Below are 24883 nucleotides of genomic sequence, written 5' to 3' on the forward strand. Positions count from 1 at the left end.
CTCAGAACACGAGGTCCTGATCCTGCCGGGCCACCGCGTGCTTGGCGGAGTAATGCTCGTGCAACTCGTGGAACTCGGCCAGGCGCGGGCTGTCCGGACCTTCCTGCTCCAGCCAGTGCTGCACCTGCTTGCTCCAGTAAGCACCGGCGTTCACATAATCGGCAAAGTTGATACCCTGCGCGGCAATCACGGCCTGCGGGTCGCGGCCGGCTTTGGTGCCGGCTTCCACCGCATACATCGTATCCAGATACTGCTCGTGCGACAGCGCAGGCTCGTCACCGGTACCGCGTACACGGGTCGAGGCCGCAGTCAGCGCATCGCTGTACACACGCGCCACGACGAATTCGGTGTCCTCCGCCATGCGCTCGTTCCAGACCGCGGAAAGGCGATCGTAGCGGGCGCGATCCAGTCCGTATTCAGCCACGATGGCATCGACATCCTCACCGGCCATCTGGCGGCCGACAATCTCGCCGTACTGCTGCAGCGTGAAGCCTTCCACCGGCTGCAGCAGCGGCGAGGAATGGTCGATGGCGGGTTGGGCATATTCGCTGTATGCAGCGGCTTCGGCCCTTTCCGCCTCTTCAGCCACGACCGCTTCCTGCAGCATGGCCTCGGTATCCAGCCGTGGTGCAGGCTCGGCTCGCGGCGCAGTGGTGTCGCCTCCGGACAGAACGGCTTTCAGCGTATCGAACAGACCCATATCAGTATCCCTTGCAGCCCGAGGCTGCAGTTGTCCTGTTTAGCGGAATCCGGACAGATGGGACGCGGAATAACAGCGAAAACAGAACATCAACAGCAGCAGGCATGTTGAACGGTTGGCAAATAAACGCCCGGGAAGCGGCAGCTCCCGGCGATGCGGCGACAGAAAGTACCACGAAAATCAGTCAAATGCTTTCATTGAGCTTTCTTTTGTCGATTTTTGTTACGCAATTCACACTGCCACTGCCCAGCAATTCACTGACACATGGCAACAGCATCACAATCGCCTGAACCAATGATGCCGGCATGCCAGCCCTATCGGCTTGCGCTAACATCCTGCCCAACCCAACCAGTCAGACCCCTCTGCCATGTGGATCGACAAACAGCAAAGCAACTGGAAACTCTACGCACCTGCCGCAACCGAACTGCCGAAAGTACGTTTGCCGTACACGCCACAAGGGCCCGTGGCACTGCCATACCCCTGCATTAGCCAGCAGCATCCATGAACTGCTGCATGCAGGGCAATACCCTCAACTCGAAAAGCTGCTCGCCGCGGCAACCAGCGCGGGCCGCAGGTATGCGCAGGATGAAGAGGCGTTCTTTCATCTGCTGGTGCGCGATGGGGACACGCTGTTTGCCGATGGCGCGGCCAGTTACCAGCGCTTGCGTGCTTGGCGCGATGCCTTTCCCCAATCCGCGCAGGCCTGCCTGCTGGAAGCGGCCTACTGGCAGTACTGCTACCACCGCCTCACTGTCACACCCGACCAAGGCTCACCGCAGGCGCAGCTGTCATCACGCCAGGCGGCGGCGAGTGTTGCCCACTTTTGCAGCGATCTGCTGCTGGTAGCCGTCCTCGCGGCACTGGAGCGTGATCCAGGGCTGTGGATCGCCCCGGCGCTGGCGCTATTTCACATCGGCGAATACCACCCCGCCGAACCGTATTTCGACTTGTGGCTGGCCGAGTTGCTGGCCGGGCGCACAGAGGAACCGCAGCGCAGCAGCCCGTACAACGATCAGCTTGCCGATGATGCAGCCGAGTGCGCCGGTGTCGCACGCCTGCTGGCGCAGATTGGCCTGCCCGCCGATGCGGAGCTCGCTTTCCCACGTCTGCGGCCCGCTGCGCTACCTGCGGTTGAGATTGCCAGCAGTGTCTACGACGACGGCGGCGTTGCCGACGACGATGTCGAAGCCGATCAGCAGCACGCTGCGCCCGTCATCACAGCACCCGAGCCACAAGGCCTGTGGCAGAAACTGCGGCAAAGCCTGGGCGCTAAAAGCCCGAGCGTGTTGCAAGTTCATCTCGATGGCAGCAACAGCTGGCAGCTGGATTACTGGCTGCACGTTGCACAGTCTGTGCATCCGCAAATCTTCTGCGTGTTGCCTGCGCGAGCCTGGCATCTGGACGACGCGGCACTGCAATCCTGGCTGGATAGCCGCGAGTTGGCAGGGCTCAATCCGGAGCAGCGCCATATCGTTGCCTTTCCACTCAGCTGCCGCTGGCTGGATGCCAACACCGGCATCAGCTACGACCCGGATGCCCAGGCCGACTCCGATACCGTCTTCGAGCGGCTGAATCACGAGCTGGACAAGCCCCTGCGCCCGGGGCAGCGGCAATTTTTGCTGCTGCAGATTCTCGATGAGATGTCACCGGACAACCCAGATCATCGCGACTTTGCCGAAGCGCTGATCAGCACAGGCCCGATCCGCCATGGCCTGAGCGCTACCCGCATCGCGATGGCGCAGTGCTGGCTGTACCAGTTCGCGCTGGCGCACGACTGCGACTGGCTACCGGCCACACTGGAGTTGGCCGTGCGTGAACGCGCCAATACCACCGCCATGCTGCTGTATGCGTGGCTGGCGCAGACCGGTCGCGGCGGTTTTTGCGCCGATGCCGTTGTTGCCGAGCACTGGTACGCCGAAGTCGCCCGGCTTGCGCCGCACACGGACGACTGGGACTGGATCGCGCAGATCCTTGCGGATGCAGACGCTGAAACCTTTTGCCGCATCGGCGCTGATTTGGGCAACCCGCAGTGCGCCAGTTTCCTGGCGCGCCGCGTGCTGGCCGGGCGCGCCAGCGGCAGCCGCGAGGACGTCATCCGCTGGCTGGAAAGTGATCGGGCCGGCAATGCCCGCGAGCTGCTGCAGTGCTATAGCGAAGCCTTCGCCAGCACGGACGATGCGGCGCAACGCGCCACCCTGCTGGCCAGCGTGGCTGAACTCGTGCACGTGCTGATCGAAAATGCCGATCTGGTCGACCGCCGCGGCAAAACGCTGCGCCGCCTTCTGCCGCTACTGCCCCGGCTGGACGATGAAACACTGCTAGAGGAGATGCTGGGCGAACTGGAGGCGGAAAGCGAGGACTGCGCGCCCGCCATGCTGGCCATCGCAGCGATCCGTGGCAATGTGCGTAGCGGGTCGCAGCATGACTACCGCGACGGGGTGCGCTGGCTGCTGGCGGCGGAAGCCTGCGATGCGGCGCTGTGCGACACACCGGAATATTCCGCCGTACTCGCTGCCGTCTTCGAATGTGATGCGGATGCGCGCGCGCGGCTTGCCAGCACCCGCGCGGAGATTTCCCCGGAGGAATTACCCTTCGCCTAGCAGGTTGTTGAGAAAGTCGGTTTATCCAACGACAGCAAGCACCGGGCCAAGCCCGGCGCAAATCGGCTTCTGAAAATCAATGATTGACTATTTTGCTTTTCATACATTTTTCCCGGCTTTGCCGGAAAAATCGGATCGCGGGCTGTTTTCAACAGTCCGCTAAATAACAAGCAGGGTATTGCCCTGAACTTCTTGGCAATAAATGGCATCAGAGCCATAGACTGCCGGGTATAAACGGCACCCCGTTCAATTAACCGGAAAATCATCCATGCCCATCATCACCGATCCTTATCACTGGCTACCCATCGAAAACGCCGGCGGCCAGCAGGGCTATGCCGACCGCGACGGCAGTATCCTGATTGCGCCGCGCTATTACGACCTCGGTCGGTTCTGCTTCGGGCTGGCCGCCGCCATCATCGTTCCCCACCGCGACGACTCGCTGGGGTATCTGGGAATAGACGGCCAGTGGCAGATCTCGCCGCGCTTCTATGACGCCGACGACTTTGCCGCCTGCGGGCTGGCAGCGGTCAGCGTGGCGGATGAGGGCTGCCTCAGCGGTTACGGTTACTGCAACCGCAACGGCGAGCTGGCGATTGCCGCACAGTTCGACAAGGCCTATGAATTTGACGAACACGGCATGGCCAAAGTAGCAGATCAAGGCCTGCTGGGCATGATCGACACCAGCGGCGCCTGGCTGATTCCGCCCCGCTATGACCAACTGCATCCGTTCGCGGCCAACGGGCTGGCGCGCGCGCGCGACGAGGATGAACGGGTACTGTTCATCAACCGCAATGGCGACACCGTGCTGACGCCGGACTTCGACAGCGTTTTCCAGTTCGGTCCGGAAGGGCTGGCAATGGTGGTGCAGGACGGGCGCTACGGGCTGATCGACAGTCAGGGCGAGCTGGCCGTTACACCGCAGTACGATGATATGGCCGACCTGAAGCAGGGGCTGGCGCACGTCGAGATCGACGGCCGCTACGGCTTCATCAACCGCGCGGGCGAGCTGGTGATTGCCGCCCGCTTTGCGGACGCCAGCAGCTTCATGCCCTGCGGGCTGGCGGTGGTGGTCTGCGATGCCACAGGCCGGCAAGGCTGCATCGACCGCAGCGGCGAACTGGTCATCCCCTGCACCTTTGATGACATCGATTTAGACCTCTATCCAGATGTACTGGACGTCCGCCGCGACGGGCGCGATGGCTACATCGATCTGGCCGGCAACTGGCTGTTTGACCGGCAGATCGACGCTTAAGGGCCGCTAGAACTTGCCGTAGGGCTTCACGCTGCCGTCTTTGGTCAGCAGGACCACCTCGATGGTGCCGGGCTTGTACTCGCCCATACCCGGGGAATTGGCCGGCATGCCGGGCACGGCGATGCCTTTGGCGGCGGGCTTCTCCTTCAGCAGTTTGGCGATGGCGGCGGCCGGAACATGGCCTTCGACGGCGTAACCGCCGATCACCAGCGTGTGGCAGCTTGGCGCCTTGTCGGTACCGTATTGCTGCTTGATCGCCGGCATGTCGCTGCGGCCTTCTTCCTTGATGCTGTAGCCGGCCGCGCGCAGGTGCTTGGTGTGCTCGCCGCAGCAGCCGCAGTTCGGGTCCTTGTACATCGTCCCCGCCGGGGCGGCGAGCACGGAGGCGGAAACAAGCGCGGCCAGTACGGCCAGGATGCGGGTTTTCATGGTCATATCCTTGGGTATAGGTTGGAAGGCCTTTGTAATTGATGGCTGTATGGTTATGGGCTTATGGGTATTCAAGCAGGTCACAACATCGGCCGCGCGCCCTGCCAGAGAGCGCTTGTGCAGGGCTTTCTTGTGGAAATACGCAGCCGCTTGCAAGAACACCCTGCCCTTGCAGCAGCCAAGAAGCGCAGTTGCGCCAGGGTTTCGGCGTGACGAGTGTTTGAGCCCGAAGGGCGAGTTTCGGCGCGCCGCTGGCTGCAACGAGCATCGCAGGGGACCCGCCGCAGGCGGGCTGCGGAACGGGCGCGCCTTGGGGGTGTCGGGGGGCTTGGCAAGACAAGCCCCCTGACGTGCCGCCGGGCACACCCGGCATCAAACACCGCGCCACCGGCGCTGAACAAACACAGGTGTTCATACAGGCTACGTTTGTCCGTTACTTCAGCCTGGCCTTGTGCACCATCCCGGCGTCGTAGTGGCCGGGTTTCTGGCAGGCAAACACGATGTCGCCCTGCGGGGTCTTGTTGAATTTCCAGATCACGCTGCCACTCTGGCCCGGCTCCAGCGTCACCGCACTCGGATCGGCATCGTGCTTCATATCGGGCATCTTTTTCATCATCAGGGCATGCGCGCGCTGGCTGGCGGCATCGCCCACCGAGAATTCGTGCACGGTTTTGCCGGTATTGGTGATGTCGAAGCGGATGGTTTCGCCGCGCTTGATGCTGCCGATCGGCGGGTCGAAGACGAATTTCATGTCATCGCCGGCGCTGACCTTGATGGTGCGGGTCACTTCAGTAGCCTTGCCCGGCTCGCCAAAGCTGTAGCCCTCGCCGTGCATGCTGCCGTGGTCGTGCTCGCCGCTACCGGCGGCAAAGCTCGCGGGCGCAGCCAGTGCCAGCAGGAAGGAGGTGATGATCAGGGTGGTTTTCATGGGTGAATCCTTTCAATGCGTTGTGAACTTGTGGAACTGCTGGCGTATCAGGTGGGTATGCCACTGAAGGCCTTGCTGTCTGCTGGCCTGGCGACGGTACCCGGCGGGTGTTCGTACCAGCCCGGGTCGCTGTAATCACCCGGCTTCTGCGCGTCGCGCACCTTCAGCAGCGTGAACATGCCACCCATTTCAATCGGCCCGAACGGCCCTTCACCGGTCATCATCGGCAGGGTGTTGGGCGGCAGCGGCATCATCGCCGCCATGGCCGCCATGTCCTGCATATCGGCCATGCCGTTGCTGCCCATTTCCATATAGTGCTGGCCAGGCAGCAATGCTTCGATTTTCGCGGTGGCGGCGGCCTGGTCGACCCCCAGCATATTCGGCACGCCATGCCCCATCGGCCCCATGGTGTGGTGCGATTTGTGGCAGTGCAGCGCCCAGTCGCCCGGCGCCTTGGCGACGAACTCGATCACGCGGATCTGCCCGACGGCGACGTCGGTCGTCACTTCCGGCCATTGCCCGGCCTCCGGAACCCAGCCGCCGTCGGTGCCGGTGACGCGGAAATCCACGCCATGCACATGCACCGGATGATTGGTCATCGTCAGGTTGGCCACGCGGATGCGCACCCGTTCACCGGTGCGCGCCACCAGCGGGGCAATCGCCGGGAAGGTACGGCTGTTGAAGGTCCACAGGTTGAAATCGAGCATTTCCGAAGGATCGGGCCGGCGGGTGCCGGGGTCGATCTTGTAGCTGGCCAGCATGAAGGCGTAATCGCGGTCGACACGGCGCTCGGCAGGGTTTTTCGGATGCACGATGAACATGCCCATCATGCCCTGCGCCATCTGCACCATTTCGTCGGCGTGCGGGTGGTACATGAAGGTGCCGGATTTGCCGAGGGTGAACTCGTAGACATAGGTTTCGCCCGGCTTGATCTGCGGCTGCGTCAGCCCGCCCACGCCGTCCATACCGGCCGGCAGCAGGATGCCGTGCCAGTGGATGGTGGTGTGCTCGGGCAGCTTGTTGGTGACAAAAATTCGCACGCGGTCGCCCTCGATGGCCTCGATGGTCGGGCCCGGGCTGCTGCCGTTATAGCCCCAGAACAGCGCCGTCATGCCGGGGGCAACTTCCTGTTCGACGGGTTCGGCGACCAGGTGGTATTCCTTCACGCCATTGTTCATGCGAAAACCCAGCGTGCGGGTGTTCAGCGTCGTCACCGGGGTGCGACCGCCAGATACACCAAGGGGGTTTGCCACACTGACAGCCGCAGCGCTGGCCTCACGACCAATACCCAGCAAGCCCAGCCCGGCCAGCGCACCCGCACTGGCTCCCAGAAAATCACGGCGCTGCATGACGCACCTCCTTGTTGATGATGACCGGCGCGCCCAGGCGCGCTTCCAGCGTGTAGGCGTGTTCCCAGAAGGCGGCCTGTTTTTCCAGCAACTCGCGCTGCAGGGCGAATTCGGCGGCGCGGGCGTCGATCAGCTCGTACACACTGCCGAGCATGCCGTTGTAATGGGTGAGCATTACCCGGGTATAGCTCTGGGCATCAGGTAACTGCTCGCTTAGCGAGCGATACTCCTGAAAGGCCAGCTCAAGCGCCGCCCAGTCGTCCGCCAGCTGCGCACGCAGCCCGGCTTGCTGCAGGCCCAGCTCCAGCTGGGCGGCCGACACGGCCGGCATGCCTTCCGGATCCAGTGCGCCAGTCAGCGGCAGACGGAGGCTGCGGCTGGCCGCACGCGGCAGCAGTGCCGCCGCCTCGATGGCCTGCTGCTGCTGCAGTTGCCGGCCTGTCGGGCTGGCTGCCAGCCATTGCGGCAGGTCGGCCTGCGGCAGGCTGGCCGGCAGTGCGGGCAAGGGGGCCGTGCGCAGAGTCGTGGCATCCGGCAAATCGAGCACACTGGCCAGCCGGCGCTGCGCCTTGGCCAGCGCAGCGGCACAGTGCAGGCGTTCGCGAGCGGCGGCGCGTGCCGCCTGTCTGAGCGGCAGGCGCTTTTCCTCGGCCGCGTTGCCGGCCTGTACCTGCGCCTCCATCAGGGTCAGCGCGGCATCGGCCGCGCGCGCCTGCTGTTCGCACACTTGCAGCGTCTGGCTGGCCAGCGCCAGCTGCAGCCAGGCCAGCCGCGCCTCGCGCACGCTATCCAGCACGGCTTGCGCCAGCACCGTGCGTCCCTGCGGGGCCTGCGCCAGCCCCAGTACATCGCGGCCAATGTCGACCGCGGCCGTCTGCTGCCACAGCGGCAAAACGGCCAGCTGTGCCGGGCTGATGCCATGTTCGCGCAGCGCCGGCCGCAGCGCGGGGGCATTCAGGATGGCAATCCGCGCCACGCGATCGGCATCCAGCGGCATCGATGCCAGCTCGCTGGCGCGCAGCGGCGCCTGCCCCAGCCAGAGCGCGGGAACCGGCTCTAAAGGCGGGGCGGCAGCCGGCGCCAGGCCGGCCAGCAGCAACATGGCCGCAGCCATGCCACCGTATAACGGTATTGTTCTAGTCATGTTCTGATCTCCAGCGGGGCGGGCGGGCAGGACCAAGCCTGCCGGCTGCGCCCCTGTTCTCCGCCAGCGGCGGAAAAACGGGCGAGAAATGCACGCCGCAACCGGATGGTCACGGCTTGCTCCGCAGCTCGCCACCGGCCGCGCGGCTCAGCGGCAGCGGGCAGGTGACGGCTTCAGGCGGGGATCAGGCGGCGCGCGGAGGGCGCAAGAGAGGCTGATATTCGGCGTCGGGCGCGAGCGCGACCGGCGCAGGCAGATAGGCGGAATCCGCCGCAGGCGGGGCATGCGGCAGCGCCGGAGGCAAGGCGGGGTAGCACACGGCACAGTGGCCGCAATCGCTGCAGCCGGCCAGCCGCCCCTTGAAGGCCGGGGCATCCTGCGTGGTGCCGGCGGCGAAATCGGATTCCGGCGCAGCGGCAGCGCCATGCTCGTGCGCAGCGGTCCCTGTTGCATGGGCATGCGGCCCTGCGGCCGCGCTTTCAGCCGCGCCAGCCGCCGCCGCAGGCGGGGTGCAGTGCATCATGCGCGCAGCCGCCAGCGCCTGCAGGGGCAGCAGGGCGATCAGCAGAAGGAGCAGGTAGCGGCGCAGCATGGGGAAACAGAGCGTCACGGGCATGAAAAGTTCACAGTGCTTTTTACGATACCGCTTCATCCCGCCTTCATACAAGCACCGCAGAATGCGCCGGCATGCACCCAAGACTGTTACGATGCGTTTTTTTGCCCAAGCATGATTCCCATGACCGATCAGGACACCATCATCGATACACAGCCCGAACCGCGCCGCATTCCCGTGCTGGGCTGCCTGGGCTGGCTGCGCTCGGCGTTCCTGCTCTATCGCGGCGCGCCGCTGGCGTGGCTGGGTATTGCCATGGTGCTGCTGGTGCTGATGTTTCTCTCGGTCATCCCGATGATCGGCATCCTGGCCATGGTGGCAATGCCCGGCGTGATGGCGTCATTTGTCGTCATGGCGGACGAACAGGTACAGGATGGCAGCAAGCCGCGCATCACGGCATTGTTCCAGTTTGCCTTCCGGGGCCGCTTCATCCGCCTGGGCGTGATCACCACGCTGCTGATGCTGATCGCGTCACAAGTCATCGCCTCGCTGATGATCAGCACCGCGCAGCTGGAACAGCTGAACCAGATGTTCACCCAGCTCAGCGTCGTTACCACGCCATCACCGGAAGAAAGCGCCCGCCAGCTTGAACAGCTGATGGGCTTCATGCCCTTCGTGTTTGCCTGCTTCGGGCTGATGATCGTCAGCTGGCTGGTTGCCAACACCTTTGCCGCCCCGCTGCTGGCGCAACAGCCGCTCAGCAGCGTCGATGCGCTCCGGCTCGGTTTTGTTGCGCTGTGGCGCAACCTGCTGCCGCTCACCGCCCTCACCCTGCTGCTGGGCCTGTGTTTCCTGCTGGCCAGCCTGCTGTGGCTGCTCGGCCTGCTGCTCCTGCTGCCCTTCATTCTGCTGACCAACCATGCGGTTTACAGCAGCATTTTCACCCCACATAAACCCACTGGAGTATCCGCGTGAACGAAAGCCCCTTCAAAGGCAAGACAGGCATACGTCGTGTATTGAATGCACTGGGTTACTCGCTGGACGGCCTGAAGGCCGGCTGGGACAACGAGGCCGCCTTCCGCCAGGTGTCGCTGCTGGCCATCGTCGGCGTCATCGTCGCGCTGGCGCTGCCGCTGCCTGGCTGGGGCACCGCCGTGCTGATCGGCTGCCATGTCGCCAGCGTAATCGTCGAGCTGCTCAATTCCGCCGTGGAAGCGGCGGTGGACCACACCTCGCTGGAACACCACGCGCTCGCCAAGCGCGCCAAGGACCTCGGCAGCGCCGCCCAGCTCGTCTGCCTCGTCAACCTGTTTGGGATGTGGGCACTGGTGCTGTGGCAGGTGTATGGGGGAAAGTGAGGAGCGGCGACGTCTGGCTCAGCACGCCGATCAGGGTTTGCGGAAACCGGCCAGCCCGCGAGCGGTGATGCGCTCGAAGGTCTTGTCGGCCTTCATGCTGGTCAGGGCGGCGCGCAGGCGGCGCAGCTTGTCGGGGTCGGTGCTCTTGCTGCAGCCGAGGTAATTGTCGATGCGGTTGAATACCAGCAGCGGTTCAAACAACGCGGGGTCAACTTCAGCCTTGGCAGCCAGCTCGGGCAAGCTGTACAAGCCGGCAGGGTAAAGGTCGATACGCCCGCTTGCGACTTTCTTGAGTGACTGGCTTTCAGTGGTCGCGTAATCAATGCTGAAACCCTGCGACTCCAGCCAGGTTGCCTTCGCGTCCTTGCGCTGGCCGGTAATGGTGTAGGGGCGAGCTTCGTCGAGGTTTCGCAGCTCCAGACTGCGTTCGCGCAAGCCAAAAAAAACCCACTGATTCACCGAAATCGGGCCTATCCATTCGTACAGCGCTTCGCGCTCGGGCAAGCGGCCCAGGGTATACACGCAGTGGTCTTTCTCGGTCTGAGCAAGAATGAAGGCTCGCGCCCACGGGTATTCAACGTAGCTCACCGACAGGCCGGCGCGATGCAGCATCACATCGACAATTAGCACAGCCACGCCTTCGGGGCGACTACCACGAAAGGAATTGAACGGCGGATTATCGCCGACCATCATCGTCAGATCGCTGGCGGCTAGCCCGCCACTGCAAACGATCAACAGTAGAGCAGACAGAAATCGCTTCATGGCGGACTCTTGCAGAACAAAGTGCTGATCCGCAGTATAGCCGTCAGCACTTATTAATCCGGCCTTCTGAAGCATGAACTTTTGTAGGAGCGAGCTTGCTCGCGAAGCCTTGTTGATCGCGAGCAAGCTCGCTCCTACGACTTAAAACATCAGAGGGCCCGATCAATAGGTTGAGTTGAGCTTGCGCGCCCCACAGGAAGTCCCCTTGGGGGAAAGCCCAACACGATGACGAATGTTTCACCTGTTGGGCTTCGCTGCGCTCAACCCAACCTACTGGGCCTAATCAGCACGGCGATATATCCATGCAACCATAAGCCCACAGCCAAACCTGGAAAAAGGCTACAGACGTATACCCATCATCCAAATCCGTCGGAAGGCGCTTTGCTTTTCCGACCTACGAATTATCACCACAAGCAATTAGCACGCTCCGCCCTGAAGCCGCCGAGAAGCGCAGCAGGCCACAGGGTTTCGCGGGTGAGATGTTTGAGGGCGAAGCCCGAGTTTCGAACCCGCGCTGTGGCCTGCGAGCATCGCAGGGCAGCCCGAAGGGCCGGCGGATCGGGCGCGCCTTGGGGGTGTCGGGGGGCTTGGCAAGACAAGCCCCCTGACGTGTCGCCGGGCACCCCCGGCATCAAAACACCGCGCCGCAGGCGCCAATACCCCCCTTCACGCCAGCCACCCCGCGCACTCGGCCCGGCCGCTGCGGTAATGCATGGCGCTGCCGCAGGCCGGCTCGATCACGCCGGGGACAGCGGGCGGTTCAGACGATGAAGCTGGCCGGGCTGGCGTTGCCAACCACACGGCAAGGCTGCCGGCGGCCAGCGCCAGCAGGATCAGGACATCGGTACGGCTCAGTTCAGGCATGGCGGCATCTCCGGTAGTGGCGTGCCGCTGTGCGGGCCAGGGTGCGGAACAGAACCCGGGCCGGGCAAACACTCAGCGCAAACGCACCGGAATGCAGATGTCGAAGCGGTAGCGGGCGTCGGCGTCCGTGTGCAGCGGCTGGTAGGGCGCGCGATAGATCAGCGGCCTGTCATCCGGTTCGTAGTGATTGTCATCGAACCAGTGCTGCCACAGGTAGGCATTCGCCACCGCTTCCTCGTCGAGCCTGCCGGCAAAGCTCACCACCAGATAGCGCCCGGCGGCGGTATCCACACGCGTGGTGACACCATCGGGCGGGAAATCCGCCGGCACCACAAGGCCGGTGTCGATGCGCAGCATGCTGTCCGGCGTGATGTTGATGTTGTCATGCACGATGCAGATCCCGATGCCGTCGCTGCCGGCAAGGCCGTGCAGCGCAGCCCACTGCAGCACTTCATGCCAGTGCGCCAGCGGCCTCTCCAGCTCGATGCCGCGGCGGCGAAACGACGCCACGTGATAGCTCGGCAGCTGGCAAACCGTCATCGACACAATGCATTCCGGCCGTTCGCCCTGATGTGCTGCATGCAGGGCGGCAAGCCGTTCCGGAGCATAAAGCAGGGCTGGCGGCGTTTCGGGTCGCGGCATGCGGGGGATTTGTCCAGCCTTGCTCTCGGGGCGCCATTCCCAGTGATAGCCGTTCCAGCGCCAGAAGCTCTTGTCGCTGCGCCATTGCGTGGCGTTCATGCCGAAATGCTTGCGAAACGCCTTGGCAAAGCCGTGCTGCGTTTCGAAACCGTTGGCCAGCGCAATGTCGAGCACGCTGCGGCGCCTGTGCACGAGCAGCTGGTTGGCCGCGCGCTCCAGCCTGAGCCGCCGGATGTAGTCCTGCGGGCTTTCGCCCATGAATGCGGTGAAGATGCGCTGGAAGTGGAAGGGCGAGAAATTGGCCACCGCCGCCAGATCGGACAGCTCCATCGCGTCGTTCAGGTGTGCCTCGACATGCTGCAGCACGCGCAGCAGGCGTTTCTGGTAACGCAGGTGATCGGGAGCATTCATACGGAATCAGTCAGCTGGAATCGAGGCGTAGCTTGCGCCAAAGTACCTCGTTTATCCAGCGTCATCAGAGCGTTTTTACAAGGCCTTGCAATCGCCGAGGCGGTAGCCTTCACTGCAGTCATGCCTTTGCGGTGACCGTCATGCGTCTGCCTCCCCTTCCGCTTAGCCGTCTGCTGGTCTGTGCGCTGCTTGCCGTGCTGGTGCTGCATGCGCTGGGCTGGCTGGCGCTGGCACCCGTCACGCAGCTGGAACGCTGGAGCGAGGATGCGCGCATCCGCGCTGCCGCCACCGGGCAGCTGCCGGCCGATCGCGTTGCCATCATTGCGATCGACGAGGCCAGCCTCGCCAGCGTCGGCCGCTGGCCCTGGCCGCGCGCGACGCTCGCCACACTGCTCGATACGCTGCACGGCCATTACGGCGTGGCGCGCAGCGGGCTCGACATCGTATTGGCCGAAACCGAACACAATCCGCTACAGCAGCGCTGGGATGCACTGTGCCAGCGCCTGCCCGCAGCCGACTGCACGGCGCTGGCCAGCGAATGGCGGGATGCGTTGGCACCGGACGCCGCCTTTGCCGAGCGCGCGCGCCGGCTGGACGTGGTCGCCGGCTACTATTTCACGCCGGATGCGGCCCGCAGTGGCGTGCTGCCGCAGCCGGACTGGCGCGGCCCGCCCGCACAGCTGGCCTGGTTCGTGAGCGCGCAGGGCTACGGCAGCACGCACGCCGCACTGGCCGGCGGCCTGCCAAACGCCGGCTTTCTCAACCCGGAGATCGACGACGATGGCATCGTGCGCCGCCTGCCGCTCCTGATCCGGCTCGATGACACACTCTACGCCAGCCTCGCCGCGCGGCTCGCCAGCCGCGACACGATCAGCCCCGTCTGGCTGGGCGATAGCGGCCGGCTCGACGGCGTGCGGCTGGACGAGCGGCGCATCGCCACCGACGCGCACGGCCGCATCCGCATTCCCTTCTATGGCCCGCCCAATACCCTGCCCACCTATTCGGCCGCAGCCATTATCGAGAAAAGGCTACCAAGCAATACCCTTAAAGAGAAAATCGTGATCATTGGCGCGACCGCGCCGGGCCTGCAGGACATCCGCGCCACGCCGGTGTCGCCGCTCTTTCCCGGCGTCGAGGCGCAGGCTGCCACGCTGCTGGGGCTGCTTACCGACACGCTGCCGCAGGAGCCGGCCTGGGCGCCGCTGTTCGGTGCGCTGGCGACGCTGCTCTTGGGCGCGCTGATGGTCTGGCGTCTGCCTGCCGCCGGCTTTGCCGCCAGCCAGGCCTGGGCCGGCGGCGCGCTGGCGCTGCTGCTGCTCGCTGTGGGCTGGGCGTGGTTCGCGCAGCGCCTGCTGCTGCCGCTGGTCGCGCCGCTTTTGGCCATCGCGCTGCCCTATCTGTGGTTCGTGCTTGCCGCGCGCTGGCTGGAAGGCCGCCAGCGCCGGCAGCTGATGAAGCTGTTCGGCGAATACGTGCCGCCCGAGCTGGTCGCGCGCATGCAGGTCGACCCGGAGCAGTTCGACATGAAGGCGGAAAACCGCGAGCTGACCGTGCTGTTTGCCGACCTGCGCAACTTCACCGCCGTGGCCGAGGCGCTGCCGCCGGACGCGCTGGCCGAGCTGGTCAACGCCTACCTCACCGCCATGACCGAGGAAATCCATGCGCACCAGGGCACCATCGACAAATACATCGGCGACGCGGTGATGGCCTTCTGGGGCGCGCCGCTGCCCGACACGGATCACGCGCGCCACGCCGTGGCCGCCGCGCTGGCGATGCAGCGGCGCATGGCACTGCTGAACCGAGACTTCGCCGCGCGCGGCTGGCCGCAGCTGGCAATGGGCATCGGCCTGCATTGCGGCGAAATGCGCGTGGGCAATATGGGCTCGCGTTTTCGCCGCGCCTATACGGTGATGGGCGACGCGGTGAACGTCGCCGCAAGGCTGGAGGCGCAGACGCGCAACTACGATGTGCCGGTGCTGATCAGCAGTGAACTGGCGCAGGCCGTCACGCCGGGCATCCGCTGCCTTGTCATCGACACCGTGCAGGTCAAGGGGCGACAACAGCCCGTCGGCCTCTGCCTCCCGCTCGACCCCGAATTGCCCTGGCTAAGCGCGGAAGAACAGCTAGGCTGGGACGAGCTGCAACATGCGCTCGCCAGCGGCAGCCACAACGCCGCGCTGGAACTGCTGGAAGTGCTGGAAAGCCGGGCACCGGAGCGAAAAATCTACCGTATCTACCGGCAAGCCTTGCAGGACAAGGGCCATACAGCCATAGGAGGCACCCCATGAGTACGCCAATCTCCCGCCGCACGCTGCTGCAATGGCTGGCCGGCAGCCTGCTGATCGTCGGCAACCGCGCGGTCGCCGGTGCGTTTTTCCTGCCCAAGCCGGGGCTGCAGAAGGTGAAGGGCACGGTGCGCATCAACGGCAAGCCCGCCGTCGAGGGGCAGCCGGTGAGCTGGGGTGACGAGGTCAGCACCGGGGCCAACAGCGAGGCGGTATTCACGCTGGAAAGCGATGCCTACCTGCTGCGCGCCAACAGCACGGTGACACTGGGCGTAGCCGCCGCCGAGCACTTCATCAAGCTGCAGAGCGGCAAGATGCTGTCAGTATTCGGGCCGGGGCCGAAAACCATCAGCACACAGGCGGTGACGCTGGGAATCCGTGGCACCGGCTGCTATCTGGAAGCGCATGGCAGGCGCAGCTACGTTTGCCTGTGTTATGGCAGCGTCGTTCTGGTGCCAACGGCAGCTCCGCAGCAGAAGATGGAATACAGCACCACCCACCACGACTCGCCCTACTGGATCGATGGCAAAAAGGTGATTCCGGCCAAGGAAGTCATCAATCACACCGACGACGAGCTGATCATGCTTGAAGCACTGCAGAACCGCAGACCGCCCTTCTATCAGGAAGAGCGCGTCATCAAGGGCGGTGGCGGCTATTGATCAGGCGGCAGCATGGCGCAGCACCCGCTGACGCCGGCGCCAGCGTATCTTCCACGCCCACAGCCGCAGCGTCAGCAGATAACTAAGCGGGCTGAATACCAGGGCAAACACCAGCAGGCCAAGCAGCAGCGGCAAGCCCAGTGCGAGCACACTGTCCAGCCAGCCCGGGGTGACGACGGCCGGCAGGCTGAGCTGCTCCAGCCCGGGTGCCAGCGTGATGCCCAGCTGGTGGGCCAGATAATAGATCGGCGCAAAGGTCAGCGGATTGCTAACCAGCGTACTGGTGATGGCCACCGGCAGATTGGCGCGCAGGAGCAGGGCACAGGCGGCAGCCAGCGGGCTCTGCCCCAGCGGCACCAGCATGCCGAAAAAGATGCCGATGGCCACGCCCAGCGCCACGGTGCGCGGGCGGAAGCACCAGAGCCCCGGACAGAACAGCCCCGGTCCCAGCCAGCGCAGGAAACGGTTGTTGCGCAGCTGCTCGCGAGAAGGCAGCTTCTTGCGCAGATAGGTAAGCAGAATTTGCATGGCATGATCCGCAAGATGTCTCAGCGCCTGACTTTACACCAGCCACTGCTGCCGGCCAGCCAGCCGTGGGACGGAAATAATACCGCCAGCAACAGGCAGAACCGCTGGAGAAGGCAGAAAAAAAGCCACCGAAGGTGGCTTGAGGCAGACCGGCAAGCTGCGGCTTTTTTTCGGTGTCCCGCCATGGTCTTGTCTGATTTTCTGGCGGTTGCGCGCAACGAGGCCGTTCGATGTCCTGCTTGCCTTGCAAAGCTGACACTTTAGCGCATCAGGGTTACACCTTATCGCTCAGCAAAGGCTGTTGTTGCGTTGGCGGCATAGTCGCAATACGGGATGACCATTCTGTAGAACGATCGTACAATATCAGTAACGGTTTTTCCCACACACAGCCATGTCCCCCCAGCGCAAGATCATCCACATCGACTGCGACTGCTTCTATGCTGCCGTGGAAATGCGCGACCGCCCCGAGCTGCGCGAACTGCCGATTGCCATCGGCGGCTCGCCCGGCCAGCGCGGCGTGATTTCCACCTGCAATTATGTTGCGCGCCGGATCGGCATCCATTCGGCCATGCCCACCGGCTGGGCGCTGCGCCAGTGCCCGGATCTGGTTCTGCTGCCGCATGATTTCGCCCGCTACAAGGACGCCTCGCGCCGTGTGCACGCAATCTTTCGCGACTACACCACGCTGATCGAGCCGCTGTCGCTGGACGAAGCCTATCTGGATGTCAGCGGACTACCGCACTGCCAGGGCAGCGCTACAAGAATGGCCGAGGAAATCCGCGCGCGCATCCGCGCGGAAGTCGGCATTACCGCCAGCGCCGGCATCGCGCCGAACAAATTATTGGCAAAAATCGCCAGCGACTGGAACAAGCCCGACGGCCAGTTCGTCCTCACCCCTGCTGACATCGACGCCTTCATGCCGGCGCTGCCCATCGGCAAGCTGTGGGGCATCGGCAAGGTCACCGCCGCACGGCTGGCGCGCCATGGCCTCGTCACCTGCGGCGACGCGCAACGCTGGACGCTGGCCGAGCTCGACGCACAATTCGGCCGGCTCGGGCGCTCGCTGTATCGCCAGTGCCGCGGCATCGACGAACGCCCGGTGGAAACCGAATGGCAGCGCAAATCGCTGTCGGTCGAGCACACCTACCCCAAAGACCTGCCCGACCTCGCCGCCTGCCTTGCCCAAACCCCCACCCTGTATGCCGACCTGAGCCAGCGTCTGCAAAGGCAGCAGCTTGATACCCAACCCAACAAAGCCTTCGTGAAAATCAAGTTCCACGATTTCACACAAACGACGATGGAGTGCCGTGCCAGCCACGCCGACATGGCACTGTTCAGCAAGCTACTGAAACAGGCCTGGCAGCGCGGCGCCAAACCGGTGCGCCTGCTCGGCGTCGGCGTGCGCTTCGCCGATGTCCCCGCCGCCAGCAAGCCCGCGCCACTCCGGCGCCCCTACACGCTGCCGCTGTGGCAGGAGCTGGAGATCGGCCGGCCAGCCTCGGCGTGAACGGCAAGGCGCAGCTTTTTTTGCTGCACCGCACTAAAACAGGGCGCATCTCCCGGCGCCCGGAACTAATATCAGAAGCAGACAGGCTGCACGCGGGGCGATGAGGCCACTGCCGCACGCCAGCCCAAACTGCTCATTGCGGAGAAGAACATGAAGCTCTCGGTTGCCAATCGCCTTTTTCTGGGCTTTCTCAGCATCCTGCTGCTGATCGTGCTCAACAACGTGTACGTGTTCACGCTGTTCGGCAAGATGGGGCGGGACATCGATGAAATCGTCGAAGGCAATTCGGCGCAGCTGCTGGCGGGCGCGGAGCTGATGAACGAAGTTCAGGGCATCCGCATGCTCACCCGGCAGATCATCCTCGACAACTCGCCGGACGATGCCGCCAAAACTTCCGAGCAGTTCACCACCGCGCGCACGAATCTGGGCCAGCAGCTTGCCTCGCTGGAAAAACTGCTGACCGACCCCCGCTGGCCGGCCAGCGCCGAGGAAAGCAAGCTGCTGCAGGAAATCCGGGCGATGCTGCCGGAAGTGCTCGACAACACGCAGAAGACCTTCGACCTCGTCAAACAGGGCGACCGCGCCGGCGCGATCAGCAACAACAAGGGCGTGCTCGGCAAATTCAACACCCGGGTCACCGAGCTGGTGCAGCTGCAGAAGAAACTGAGCGACGCCAAAGCGACTGAAAATCACCAAGCCAGGGTATCTGCCCAGCACTGGCTGATGGGCCTGACCATTGCCGTGCTGCTGGCCTGCCTGACGCTGGCCTGGCTGATCAGCCGCAGCATCACACAGCCGCTGAACCAGCTGCAGCGTTTCATCGGCGGCCTGAGCGAGCATTACGACTTTACCCAGCGCATCCCGGTGACCCGGCACGATGAAATCGGCCTGTCGCTGCAATCACTCAACAGCCTGCTCGATACGCTGCAGGCCAGCCTGCGGCAGCTCGGGCAAATCGGCCGTACCGTGACCGCAACGGCCGGCAGCCTGTCGACGGCCAGCAGCGAACTGTCCGGCACCTCGCAGCAGGTCAGCAGCGCCGCATCCAGCATGGCTGCGGGCGTCGAGGAAGTCACCGTCAGCATCAACCATGTCGCCGACCGCGCGCAGGAATGCGACAGCACCGCGCGCGACGCCGGCAAGATGGCCAGCAGCGGCGGCGAAGTCATTGAAAGTACCATCCGGGGCATCAACCGCATTGCCGAGGATGTCCGCGCCTCGGCCAGCCAGATCGAAACGCTGAAGGAACGCACCGCCAGCATCAGTACGGTGGTGAATGTCATCAAGGAAATTGCCGACCAGACCAATCTGCTGGCTCTCAACGCAGCCATCGAGGCGGCACGCGCTGGCGAACAGGGACGCGGCTTTGCCGTCGTGGCCGACGAAGTGCGCAAGCTGGCCGAACGCACCGGCAGCTCGACGCGGGAAATCACCAGCACCATCAGCGCCATCCAGAACGAAGCCAACACCACCGTCGAGGCCATGCAGCTGGCGGTCGAGCAGGTGAATCAAGGCGTGCAGCAGGCGCAGCAGGCCAGCGACGCCATTCACCACATCCGCCAGAACGCCGACCGCGTGGTCGAACAGGTCAGCGAAATCACCAATTCGATGCGCGAGCAGAGTGCCGCCAGTTCGATGATGGCGCAGCAGGTCGAACGCGTGGCACAGATGTCGGAAGAAAGCAGTGCGCTTGCACGCAACACCGCCAGCGAGGGAACACACCTGCGGCAGCTGAGCCAGGAACTCGACGCCGCCATTTCCCGCTACAAGGTCTGAGGCGGCAGCCCGCTCACGTCCCGCCCCCAGGCAGATATTGACTGCCTGGGAGGGGGGTGTAAGGACCGCCATGCTGGCCACCGCTTACCGTTGGCTCCCGATTCAATCGTATCGACATAAGCAGCATAAAACTGACACAGATCCAAAGAAGCATTCAGAATTTGCGCTAGATCAATATAAGATCTCCCTAATAAATAGACCTACAAAGGGAGAACAGGATGTCGGTACGCAATCGTTTGCTCGGGTTGATTGCCCTGGCGCTCATCGGAGTGAGCATCGTCGCCCTCGTTGGCTGTCTGATGCTGCGCGCCCAGATGCAGACCGACCGCGAGGACAAGCTGCGCAATCTGGTCGAAGTCGCGGTTCAGCTGGCCGCGCAGGCCCATACCCGCGAACAGGCCGGGCAATTGAGCCGCGAAGCGGCACAAGCCGAGGCCAAGGCCGCGATCAAGGCGCTGCGCTACAACGGCAGCGAATATTTCTGGATCAACGACATGCAGCCGCGCATGGTCATGCATGCCATCAAACCCGAGCTGGATGGCAAGGACCTTTCTGCCATCAAGGACCCCGATGGCAAGCTGCTGTTTAACGATATGGTGGCTGTCGTTACGCAGCAGGGTAAAGGCTTTGTCGCCTATCAGTGGCCAAAACCGGGCAGCGACCAGCCGCAACCCAAGCTCTCCCACGTCCAGGGCTTCGCCCCCTGGGGCTGGGTGATCGGTACCGGCGTCTATGTTTCCGACATTCAGGCACAATTCTGGCAGACCCTGATCAAGGAACTGCTGATTGTTGCCGTAATCACCACCATCCTGGTCAGCATCGCGCTGCTGATTACCCGCTCGCTCTATCGCCAGCTGGGCGGTGAACCGGCTCTTGCCGCCGGCGCCATGCGCGCGATTGCCAATGGTGACCTGCAAAGCCCCATTCCGGTTGCCCGCCATTACGATGGCAGTCTGATGCACGATCTGGCGCGGATGCAGTCCTCATTGCGCACGCTGGTCAGCGAACTGGGGGGCGTGGCAGGCGGGGTCAACCGCATGAGCCAGCAGCTGGCCAGTGATGCCGAACAGGTCGAATCCGGCTCCTTCCGCCAGCATGAGGCCGCCGCGGCCATGGCTGCCGCCATCACCGAGCTGACCGAAAGCGTGCATCAGATAGCCGCAAGTGCCGAATCGGCCAACGTGCACTCACGCCAGTCCGCCGAGCAATCACGGGCAGGGCGGACCCTGCTGGGCAAAGCCGTTCTGGAAATGGAAGAAATCAACGTCTCGGTTGCAGATACATCTACCGTCATCAACAGCCTGGTCAACAAAACCGCCAGCATTTCCAGCATCATGCAGACCATCAAGGATGTGGCAGACCAGACCAATCTGCTCGCATTGAATGCCGCGATTGAAGCGGCACGTGCCGGCGAACAGGGGCGCGGCTTTGCCGTAGTGGCCGACGAGGTGCGCAAGCTGGCCGAACGCACGACACGGGCTACGGCAGAAATCGCCGGCATGATTGGCCAGATTCAGCAGGAGTCCGATGCGTCGATGAACCACATGCAGACAGCCGTCAGCCGCGTCGGGCAAGGGGTTACTCTTACCCGCGATGGTGGTCAGGCTGTTGAAGGCATCGAACAGTCGGCACAACAATCCATGGCCATGATCGAAAGCATTGCCTCGGCACTGCACGAGCAATCACAGGCCAACCAGATGGTCACCGAGCAGGTAGACCGTATCTCGGCGGCCTCGGAAAGCAATGCGGCAGCAGCAGCCAATGCCAAACAGCTCAGCCAGCAGCTGCGCGGCCAGACTGACCGCCTGCAGGCGCTGATCAGCCAGTTCCGCGCCTAAGCCAGCAGCGCCAGCGTGCGCGCATCGGGGCAGGCCCGGCAATGCTGCAGAGCCTGCCCGAACACCGAGCCGGGCGGGCTGATCGCTGCAAACAGCGTCATCGAGGAGACGAATTTCAGGTCGTCCGGCCTGCCAAACAACTGCAGCAGATCCGGCGCGGGCAGCGCCAGCACCCCGGCAGTACATTCCAGCAAGCGCGTACCCAGCAGGGGATGCGCCAGAAAGGCCTGCGCCTCCTCCCGCCCCGAAAGTGCATAAAAGCGCGCCGTTTCGCTTCGGCCCAGGCCAACCAGCTGTGGAAATACGAACCACATCCAGTGCGTACGTTTCCTGCCCGCGCGCAGTTCGGCCAGTGCGCCGGCGTAGCAGTATTCCTGGGCGGTAATGAAACGCTGGAGGTCGAAAGGATCATTCATGATGCCGGCTGATTTGACAGGACCAGTTCAGTCTAGCCGGCTAAGGCGTGCTGCCTCAATGCGGAAAACCATGCGGAACAGCAAGCCGCGCCAAGTCGGCCAACTGCAGTGGCTGCACAATGGCTGGCATCCCGTACCCGCACGACCACCATGCTCAAGCTCGAATCAATCACCCCGGCCGGCCTGCACCCGCAACTGCTCGCCGGTTTTGTCCGCCACCAGCCGGTGACTGAGGCCTGGCGCGGCGAGCATGCGGACTGGCGGCTGCAGCCCGCGACGTTTACCGAAGAGTGGGATGACGCCACACTGGCCGACATCGTCGCGTCCGATTTCCGCCCCTGCCTGGAAGGCGATGGCGCAGTATGGCTGCTGCGGGATGAAGGCGGCGTGCAGGCCTTCGCGGCGCTATGCCGTCCGCGCTTCGGCAGCCGGCAGCAGTATGTGCAGCTGATGCAGCTGCATGTCAGCCAGCCCTGGCGCGGGCAGGGGCTGGGGCGGCGCCTGCTGGCGGCGGCGGTCGACCAGGCGCGCGAATGGGGCGCCAGCCATCTCTACGCCTCGGCACACTCGTCGCGCGAATCGGCCGCCTTCTACTTTGCGACCGGCTGGGTACCCGCCGCCGAGCCGCGCACCGATCAGGTCGAGAAGGAGCCCTGCGACCTGCAGCTGGAATACGCGCTGCCACAACAATACTAGCTATGGTATGACAACACGGCCATTCACCATAAATGGCTGTGTGGCTATACCCTACTCTTCCGTACTCGGGTTCCAGTATGCCTGGCTGACCAGCGCGGAGCCGCCGAGGCGCTGTACCAGCGCATCCAGCTCCGGTCCTTCGACCGAGGTGGCGGCCAGCGTGGCTTCGATTTCCACCTCGTGCTCGCCGTAGGGGCGGATGTCGAGATCGGCAGCGGGGTAGTTGCTGGCGTCGAGTTCGGCTTCCAGCAACGCGCGGGCGGTTTTCTGGTGCTCGCGCGGCACGATCAGGTGCACGGTGTTGGTGACTTCGACAGCGGCGCTGTCGAGCGGCTCGCGGTTCATGCGGTTGACGATGGGGCGCAGCAGCGTGTTGGCCGCCAGCACGAACAGCGTCGCCAGCAGAGCCTCGACGATCAGATCGGAACCGGCCGCCGCGCCGACCGCCGCCGAGCCCCACAGCGTGGCGGCGGTGTTCAGCCCGCGCACATTGCCCTCGCCGCGCATGATCACGCCGGCGCCAAGAAAGCCGACGCCGGACACCACATAGGCAATCACGCGGATCGCGCCGTCGCCGCCGCCCAGGCGGTTGGCAATGTCGACAAACACCGCCGCGCCGACGGCAACGAGCACATTGGTGCGCAGGCCGGCGGTGCGCTGGCGGTATTGCCGCTCGTAGCCGATCAGCCCGCCCAGCACGAAGGCCGTGCTGAGGCTGAAGAGCGTATCGAGCAGCGAAATGAGACTGATGTTCTGGATAGCCTGCATGGTGTTCTCCCTGTGTGCCGGGCCTTATGCGGCCGGTCTGTTGTCATGGGGCAAAGCGTTTCAGCCGGCCTTGCGTCGTGCCAGGTAATCGGGCTGGAAGATGCACATGCGGATCACGTCACGGTATTCGCCGTTGACGAAAAACTCGTGCCGCAGGATGCCTTCCTCCTGGAAACCCAGCTTCTTGTAGATGTGGATGGCCGGGGCATTCTCGCAATCGACGATCAGCGACAGCTTGTAGAGGTTGAGCGTGGTGAAGGCGTAATCCTGCGCCAGCGCGGTGGCGATCGAGGCATAGCCCTTGCCCTGGAATTCCGGCGCGATGATGATCTGGAACTCGGCGCGGCGGTGGATGTGGTTGATCTCCACCAGCTCGACCAGCCCCGCGCGCTGGTGCTCGCATTCGAGCACGAAGCGGCGCTCGCTCTGATCGTGGATGTGCTTGTCGTAGAGATCGCACAGCTCGACAAAGGCTTCGTAGGGCTCTTCGAACCAGTAGTGCATCACCGATTCGTTGTTGTCGAGCTCGTGGACAAAACGCAGGTCCTCGCGCTCCAGCGGGCGCAGTTTCAATGGGCTGTGTGTCATGGTTCTACTCCGGTAATGCGGCTCCGCCAGCGGCGGAGGCGATGCCTGAGGGACTGCCGCGGCAGCAGCGCGGTTCCCGCGGCGTGACTTATTACCGCGCCGCCTGCGCCTCGGCCTTCAGGCTGGCTGCACGCTGTGCGCGCCGCAGCATTTCCAACTGTAGCCCTTCCAGCTGCGAACGCACCTGCTCGCGCACCGCCGCACTGCCCAGGCTCGCCAGCAGCGCATTAGTCGGCTGCCAGACCGCGCGGAATTCGATGGCCGTGGCGTCATCCAGCTGCTGCAGCCGCGTGGTGCTCTGGTAATCGCCGTTGCTGGTATCCAGCGCGCGGCTGACAATCTCGTCGGGCGCGCGCAGCTCGATCAGGTGGCGCGAATCGATGGTCAGGCTGATCACGCCATACTGATAGCTGCCCTGCTGGCTGACCCGCAGCGTGCGGCCCTCGCGCCCGGTGATGCGGCTCATGCGCATGCCCGGCACGAATTCGCTCATGCGCTCGTAATCGGTCAGCACCTCGAAGGCCAGCGCCCGGCTTACCGGCGGCGTGTAGCGCGCGCTCACGACAATCACGCCCTTGTCCTGGCTGGCCTCGACGTGCACCCGCGAAGGCACGGCTTCGGCTCCCAGCAAGGGCCCGGCCAGCAGCAAGAGCAGGAAAAGCCCGAAACGCATCGTGTTCTCCGCATGATATCGCCCCATGCTAAGCGGCAGGGCGTGACAGAACGATGACGGCAAGGCGGGGTGTGGCTCATTGGCTATTTTTCCCGGCAAGCATCTGGCGCACCAATGACAGACAACACCTCCTGCCAGTCCTTCCTGTTTTCCCCGC

Annotated in this window: 25 protein-coding genes; 11 read left to right on the forward strand and 14 right to left on the reverse strand. The window is 64.0% G+C overall.

The window, feature by feature from the left end; genetic code table 11:
* Position 1: 1 nt before the first annotated feature.
* Complete coding sequence (locus H559_RS0103630) at positions 2-700, reverse strand: DUF6620 family protein (protein WP_028451567.1); 699 nt, start codon at positions 698-700, stop codon at positions 2-4.
* Positions 701-804: 104 nt separating this feature from the next.
* On the opposite strand from H559_RS0103630, the gene H559_RS22535 reads away from it, so the two are divergent.
* From H559_RS22535 to H559_RS0103650, 3 genes are all read left to right on the forward strand, one after another.
* Positions 805-990, forward strand: a complete 186-nt coding sequence (locus H559_RS22535; protein WP_028451568.1) for a hypothetical protein — start codon at positions 805-807, stop codon at positions 988-990.
* Positions 991-1005: 15 nt separating this feature from the next.
* The gene (locus H559_RS0103645) at positions 1006-3300 is read left to right on the forward strand and encodes a DUF4034 domain-containing protein (protein WP_081412857.1); all 2295 of its coding nucleotides are present in this window, start codon (positions 1006-1008) and stop codon (positions 3298-3300) included.
* A 268-nt stretch (positions 3301-3568) separates the two neighbouring features.
* Entirely contained in the window at positions 3569-4552 is a 984-nt protein-coding gene (locus H559_RS0103650; protein ID WP_028451570.1) for a WG repeat-containing protein, read from the forward strand.
* A gap of 6 nt (positions 4553-4558) precedes the next feature.
* Here the strand turns inward: H559_RS0103650 and H559_RS0103655 are convergent, their stop codons facing one another.
* The 5 genes from H559_RS0103655 to H559_RS0103680 form a co-directional block, all read right to left on the reverse strand.
* On the reverse strand, positions 4559-4981 hold the full coding sequence (locus H559_RS0103655; protein ID WP_028451571.1) for a DUF411 domain-containing protein: 423 nt from the start codon (positions 4979-4981) through the stop codon (positions 4559-4561).
* Positions 4982-5414: 433 nt separating this feature from the next.
* Positions 5415-5909 carry a cupredoxin domain-containing protein gene (locus tag H559_RS0103665; RefSeq protein ID WP_028451573.1) on the reverse strand — a complete coding sequence of 165 codons (495 nt, stop codon included), beginning with the start codon at positions 5907-5909 and terminating at the stop codon, positions 5415-5417.
* Positions 5910-5956: 47 nt separating this feature from the next.
* Complete coding sequence (locus H559_RS0103670; protein ID WP_028451574.1) at positions 5957-7258, reverse strand: multicopper oxidase family protein; 1302 nt, start codon at positions 7256-7258, stop codon at positions 5957-5959.
* A complete protein-coding gene (locus H559_RS0103675) occupies positions 7245-8402 on the reverse strand; it encodes a TolC family protein (protein WP_155845276.1) in 1158 nt (385 codons plus the stop codon). Before H559_RS0103675 ends, H559_RS0103670 begins: the two co-directional genes overlap by 14 nt.
* A gap of 184 nt (positions 8403-8586) precedes the next feature.
* On the reverse strand, positions 8587-9018 hold the full coding sequence (locus H559_RS0103680; RefSeq protein WP_155845277.1) for a hypothetical protein: 432 nt from the start codon (positions 9016-9018) through the stop codon (positions 8587-8589).
* Positions 9019-9138: 120 nt separating this feature from the next.
* On the opposite strand from H559_RS0103680, the gene H559_RS0103685 reads away from it, so the two are divergent.
* Together H559_RS0103685 and H559_RS0103690 are read left to right on the forward strand one after the other, a co-directional pair.
* Positions 9139-9930, forward strand: a complete 792-nt coding sequence (locus H559_RS0103685; RefSeq protein WP_028451577.1) for a hypothetical protein — start codon at positions 9139-9141, stop codon at positions 9928-9930.
* Complete coding sequence (locus H559_RS0103690; protein WP_028451578.1) at positions 9921-10313, forward strand: diacylglycerol kinase; 393 nt, start codon at positions 9921-9923, stop codon at positions 10311-10313. The genes H559_RS0103685 and H559_RS0103690 overlap by 10 nt, the downstream gene beginning before the upstream one ends.
* Positions 10314-10343: 30 nt before the next feature.
* On the opposite strand, the gene H559_RS0103695 is transcribed toward H559_RS0103690, so the two are convergent.
* The 3 genes from H559_RS0103695 to H559_RS21365 form a co-directional block, all read right to left on the reverse strand.
* Positions 10344-11075 carry a substrate-binding periplasmic protein gene (locus tag H559_RS0103695; RefSeq protein ID WP_028451579.1) on the reverse strand — a complete coding sequence of 244 codons (732 nt, stop codon included), beginning with the start codon at positions 11073-11075 and terminating at the stop codon, positions 10344-10346.
* Positions 11076-11741: 666 nt separating this feature from the next.
* Positions 11742-11939 (reverse strand): hypothetical protein, encoded by a 198-nt coding sequence (locus tag H559_RS0103700; RefSeq protein ID WP_028451580.1) that lies wholly within the window; start codon positions 11937-11939, stop codon positions 11742-11744.
* A 72-nt stretch (positions 11940-12011) separates the two neighbouring features.
* Positions 12012-12992: an AraC family transcriptional regulator gene (locus H559_RS21365; RefSeq protein ID WP_051278896.1), complete on the reverse strand. Its 981-nt coding sequence runs from the start codon at positions 12990-12992 to the stop codon at positions 12012-12014.
* A gap of 140 nt (positions 12993-13132) precedes the next feature.
* Between H559_RS21365 and H559_RS18765 the strand changes: the two genes are divergently transcribed.
* Both H559_RS18765 and H559_RS18770 read left to right on the forward strand, forming a co-directional pair.
* A complete protein-coding gene (locus H559_RS18765) occupies positions 13133-15280 on the forward strand; it encodes a CHASE2 domain-containing protein (RefSeq protein WP_051278897.1) in 2148 nt (715 codons plus the stop codon).
* Positions 15277-15936: a FecR family protein gene (locus H559_RS18770; RefSeq protein WP_051278898.1), complete on the forward strand. Its 660-nt coding sequence runs from the start codon at positions 15277-15279 to the stop codon at positions 15934-15936. The genes H559_RS18765 and H559_RS18770 overlap by 4 nt, the downstream gene beginning before the upstream one ends.
* On the opposite strand, the gene H559_RS0103720 is transcribed toward H559_RS18770, so the two are convergent.
* Positions 15937-16464: a DUF2062 domain-containing protein gene (locus tag H559_RS0103720; protein ID WP_028451581.1), complete on the reverse strand. Its 528-nt coding sequence runs from the start codon at positions 16462-16464 to the stop codon at positions 15937-15939.
* Positions 16465-16855: 391 nt separating this feature from the next.
* Between H559_RS0103720 and dinB the strand changes: the two genes are divergently transcribed.
* The 3 genes from dinB to H559_RS0103735 all read left to right on the forward strand — a co-directional run bounded on the left by dinB (position 16856) and on the right by H559_RS0103735 (position 21585).
* Complete coding sequence (gene dinB, locus H559_RS18775; RefSeq protein ID WP_051278899.1) at positions 16856-17971, forward strand: DNA polymerase IV; 1116 nt, start codon at positions 16856-16858, stop codon at positions 17969-17971.
* A gap of 150 nt (positions 17972-18121) precedes the next feature.
* Positions 18122-19747, forward strand: coding sequence for a methyl-accepting chemotaxis protein (locus H559_RS21370; RefSeq protein ID WP_051278900.1), 1626 nt, complete (start codon positions 18122-18124; stop codon positions 19745-19747).
* Positions 19748-19965: 218 nt separating this feature from the next.
* Positions 19966-21585 (forward strand): methyl-accepting chemotaxis protein, encoded by a 1620-nt coding sequence (locus H559_RS0103735; protein WP_028451582.1) that lies wholly within the window; start codon positions 19966-19968, stop codon positions 21583-21585.
* Here H559_RS0103735 and H559_RS0103740 read toward each other — a convergent pair.
* Positions 21582-22001 carry a DUF1810 domain-containing protein gene (locus H559_RS0103740; RefSeq protein WP_028451583.1) on the reverse strand — a complete coding sequence of 140 codons (420 nt, stop codon included), beginning with the start codon at positions 21999-22001 and terminating at the stop codon, positions 21582-21584. The genes H559_RS0103735 and H559_RS0103740 overlap by 4 nt on opposite strands.
* A gap of 108 nt (positions 22002-22109) precedes the next feature.
* Here H559_RS0103740 and H559_RS21375 point away from each other — a divergent pair, with 108 nt between their 5' ends.
* Positions 22110-22697 carry a GNAT family N-acetyltransferase gene (locus tag H559_RS21375; protein ID WP_051278901.1) on the forward strand — a complete coding sequence of 196 codons (588 nt, stop codon included), beginning with the start codon at positions 22110-22112 and terminating at the stop codon, positions 22695-22697.
* A 51-nt stretch (positions 22698-22748) separates the two neighbouring features.
* Here the strand turns inward: H559_RS21375 and H559_RS0103750 are convergent, their stop codons facing one another.
* From H559_RS0103750 to H559_RS0103760, 3 genes are all read right to left on the reverse strand, one after another.
* The gene (locus tag H559_RS0103750) at positions 22749-23465 is read right to left on the reverse strand and encodes an MgtC/SapB family protein (protein WP_028451584.1); all 717 of its coding nucleotides are present in this window, start codon (positions 23463-23465) and stop codon (positions 22749-22751) included.
* Between the two features lie 60 nt (positions 23466-23525).
* Entirely contained in the window at positions 23526-24053 is a 528-nt protein-coding gene (gene speG / locus H559_RS0103755; protein WP_028451585.1) for a spermidine N1-acetyltransferase, read from the reverse strand.
* A gap of 91 nt (positions 24054-24144) precedes the next feature.
* Positions 24145-24726, reverse strand: a complete 582-nt coding sequence (locus tag H559_RS0103760) for an SRPBCC family protein (protein ID WP_028451586.1) — start codon at positions 24724-24726, stop codon at positions 24145-24147.
* Positions 24727-24883 lie beyond the last annotated feature (157 nt).

Source organism: Chitinilyticum aquatile DSM 21506 (genome assembly GCF_000430805.1).
Taxonomy (GTDB): domain Bacteria; phylum Pseudomonadota; class Gammaproteobacteria; order Burkholderiales; family Chitinibacteraceae; genus Chitinilyticum; species Chitinilyticum aquatile.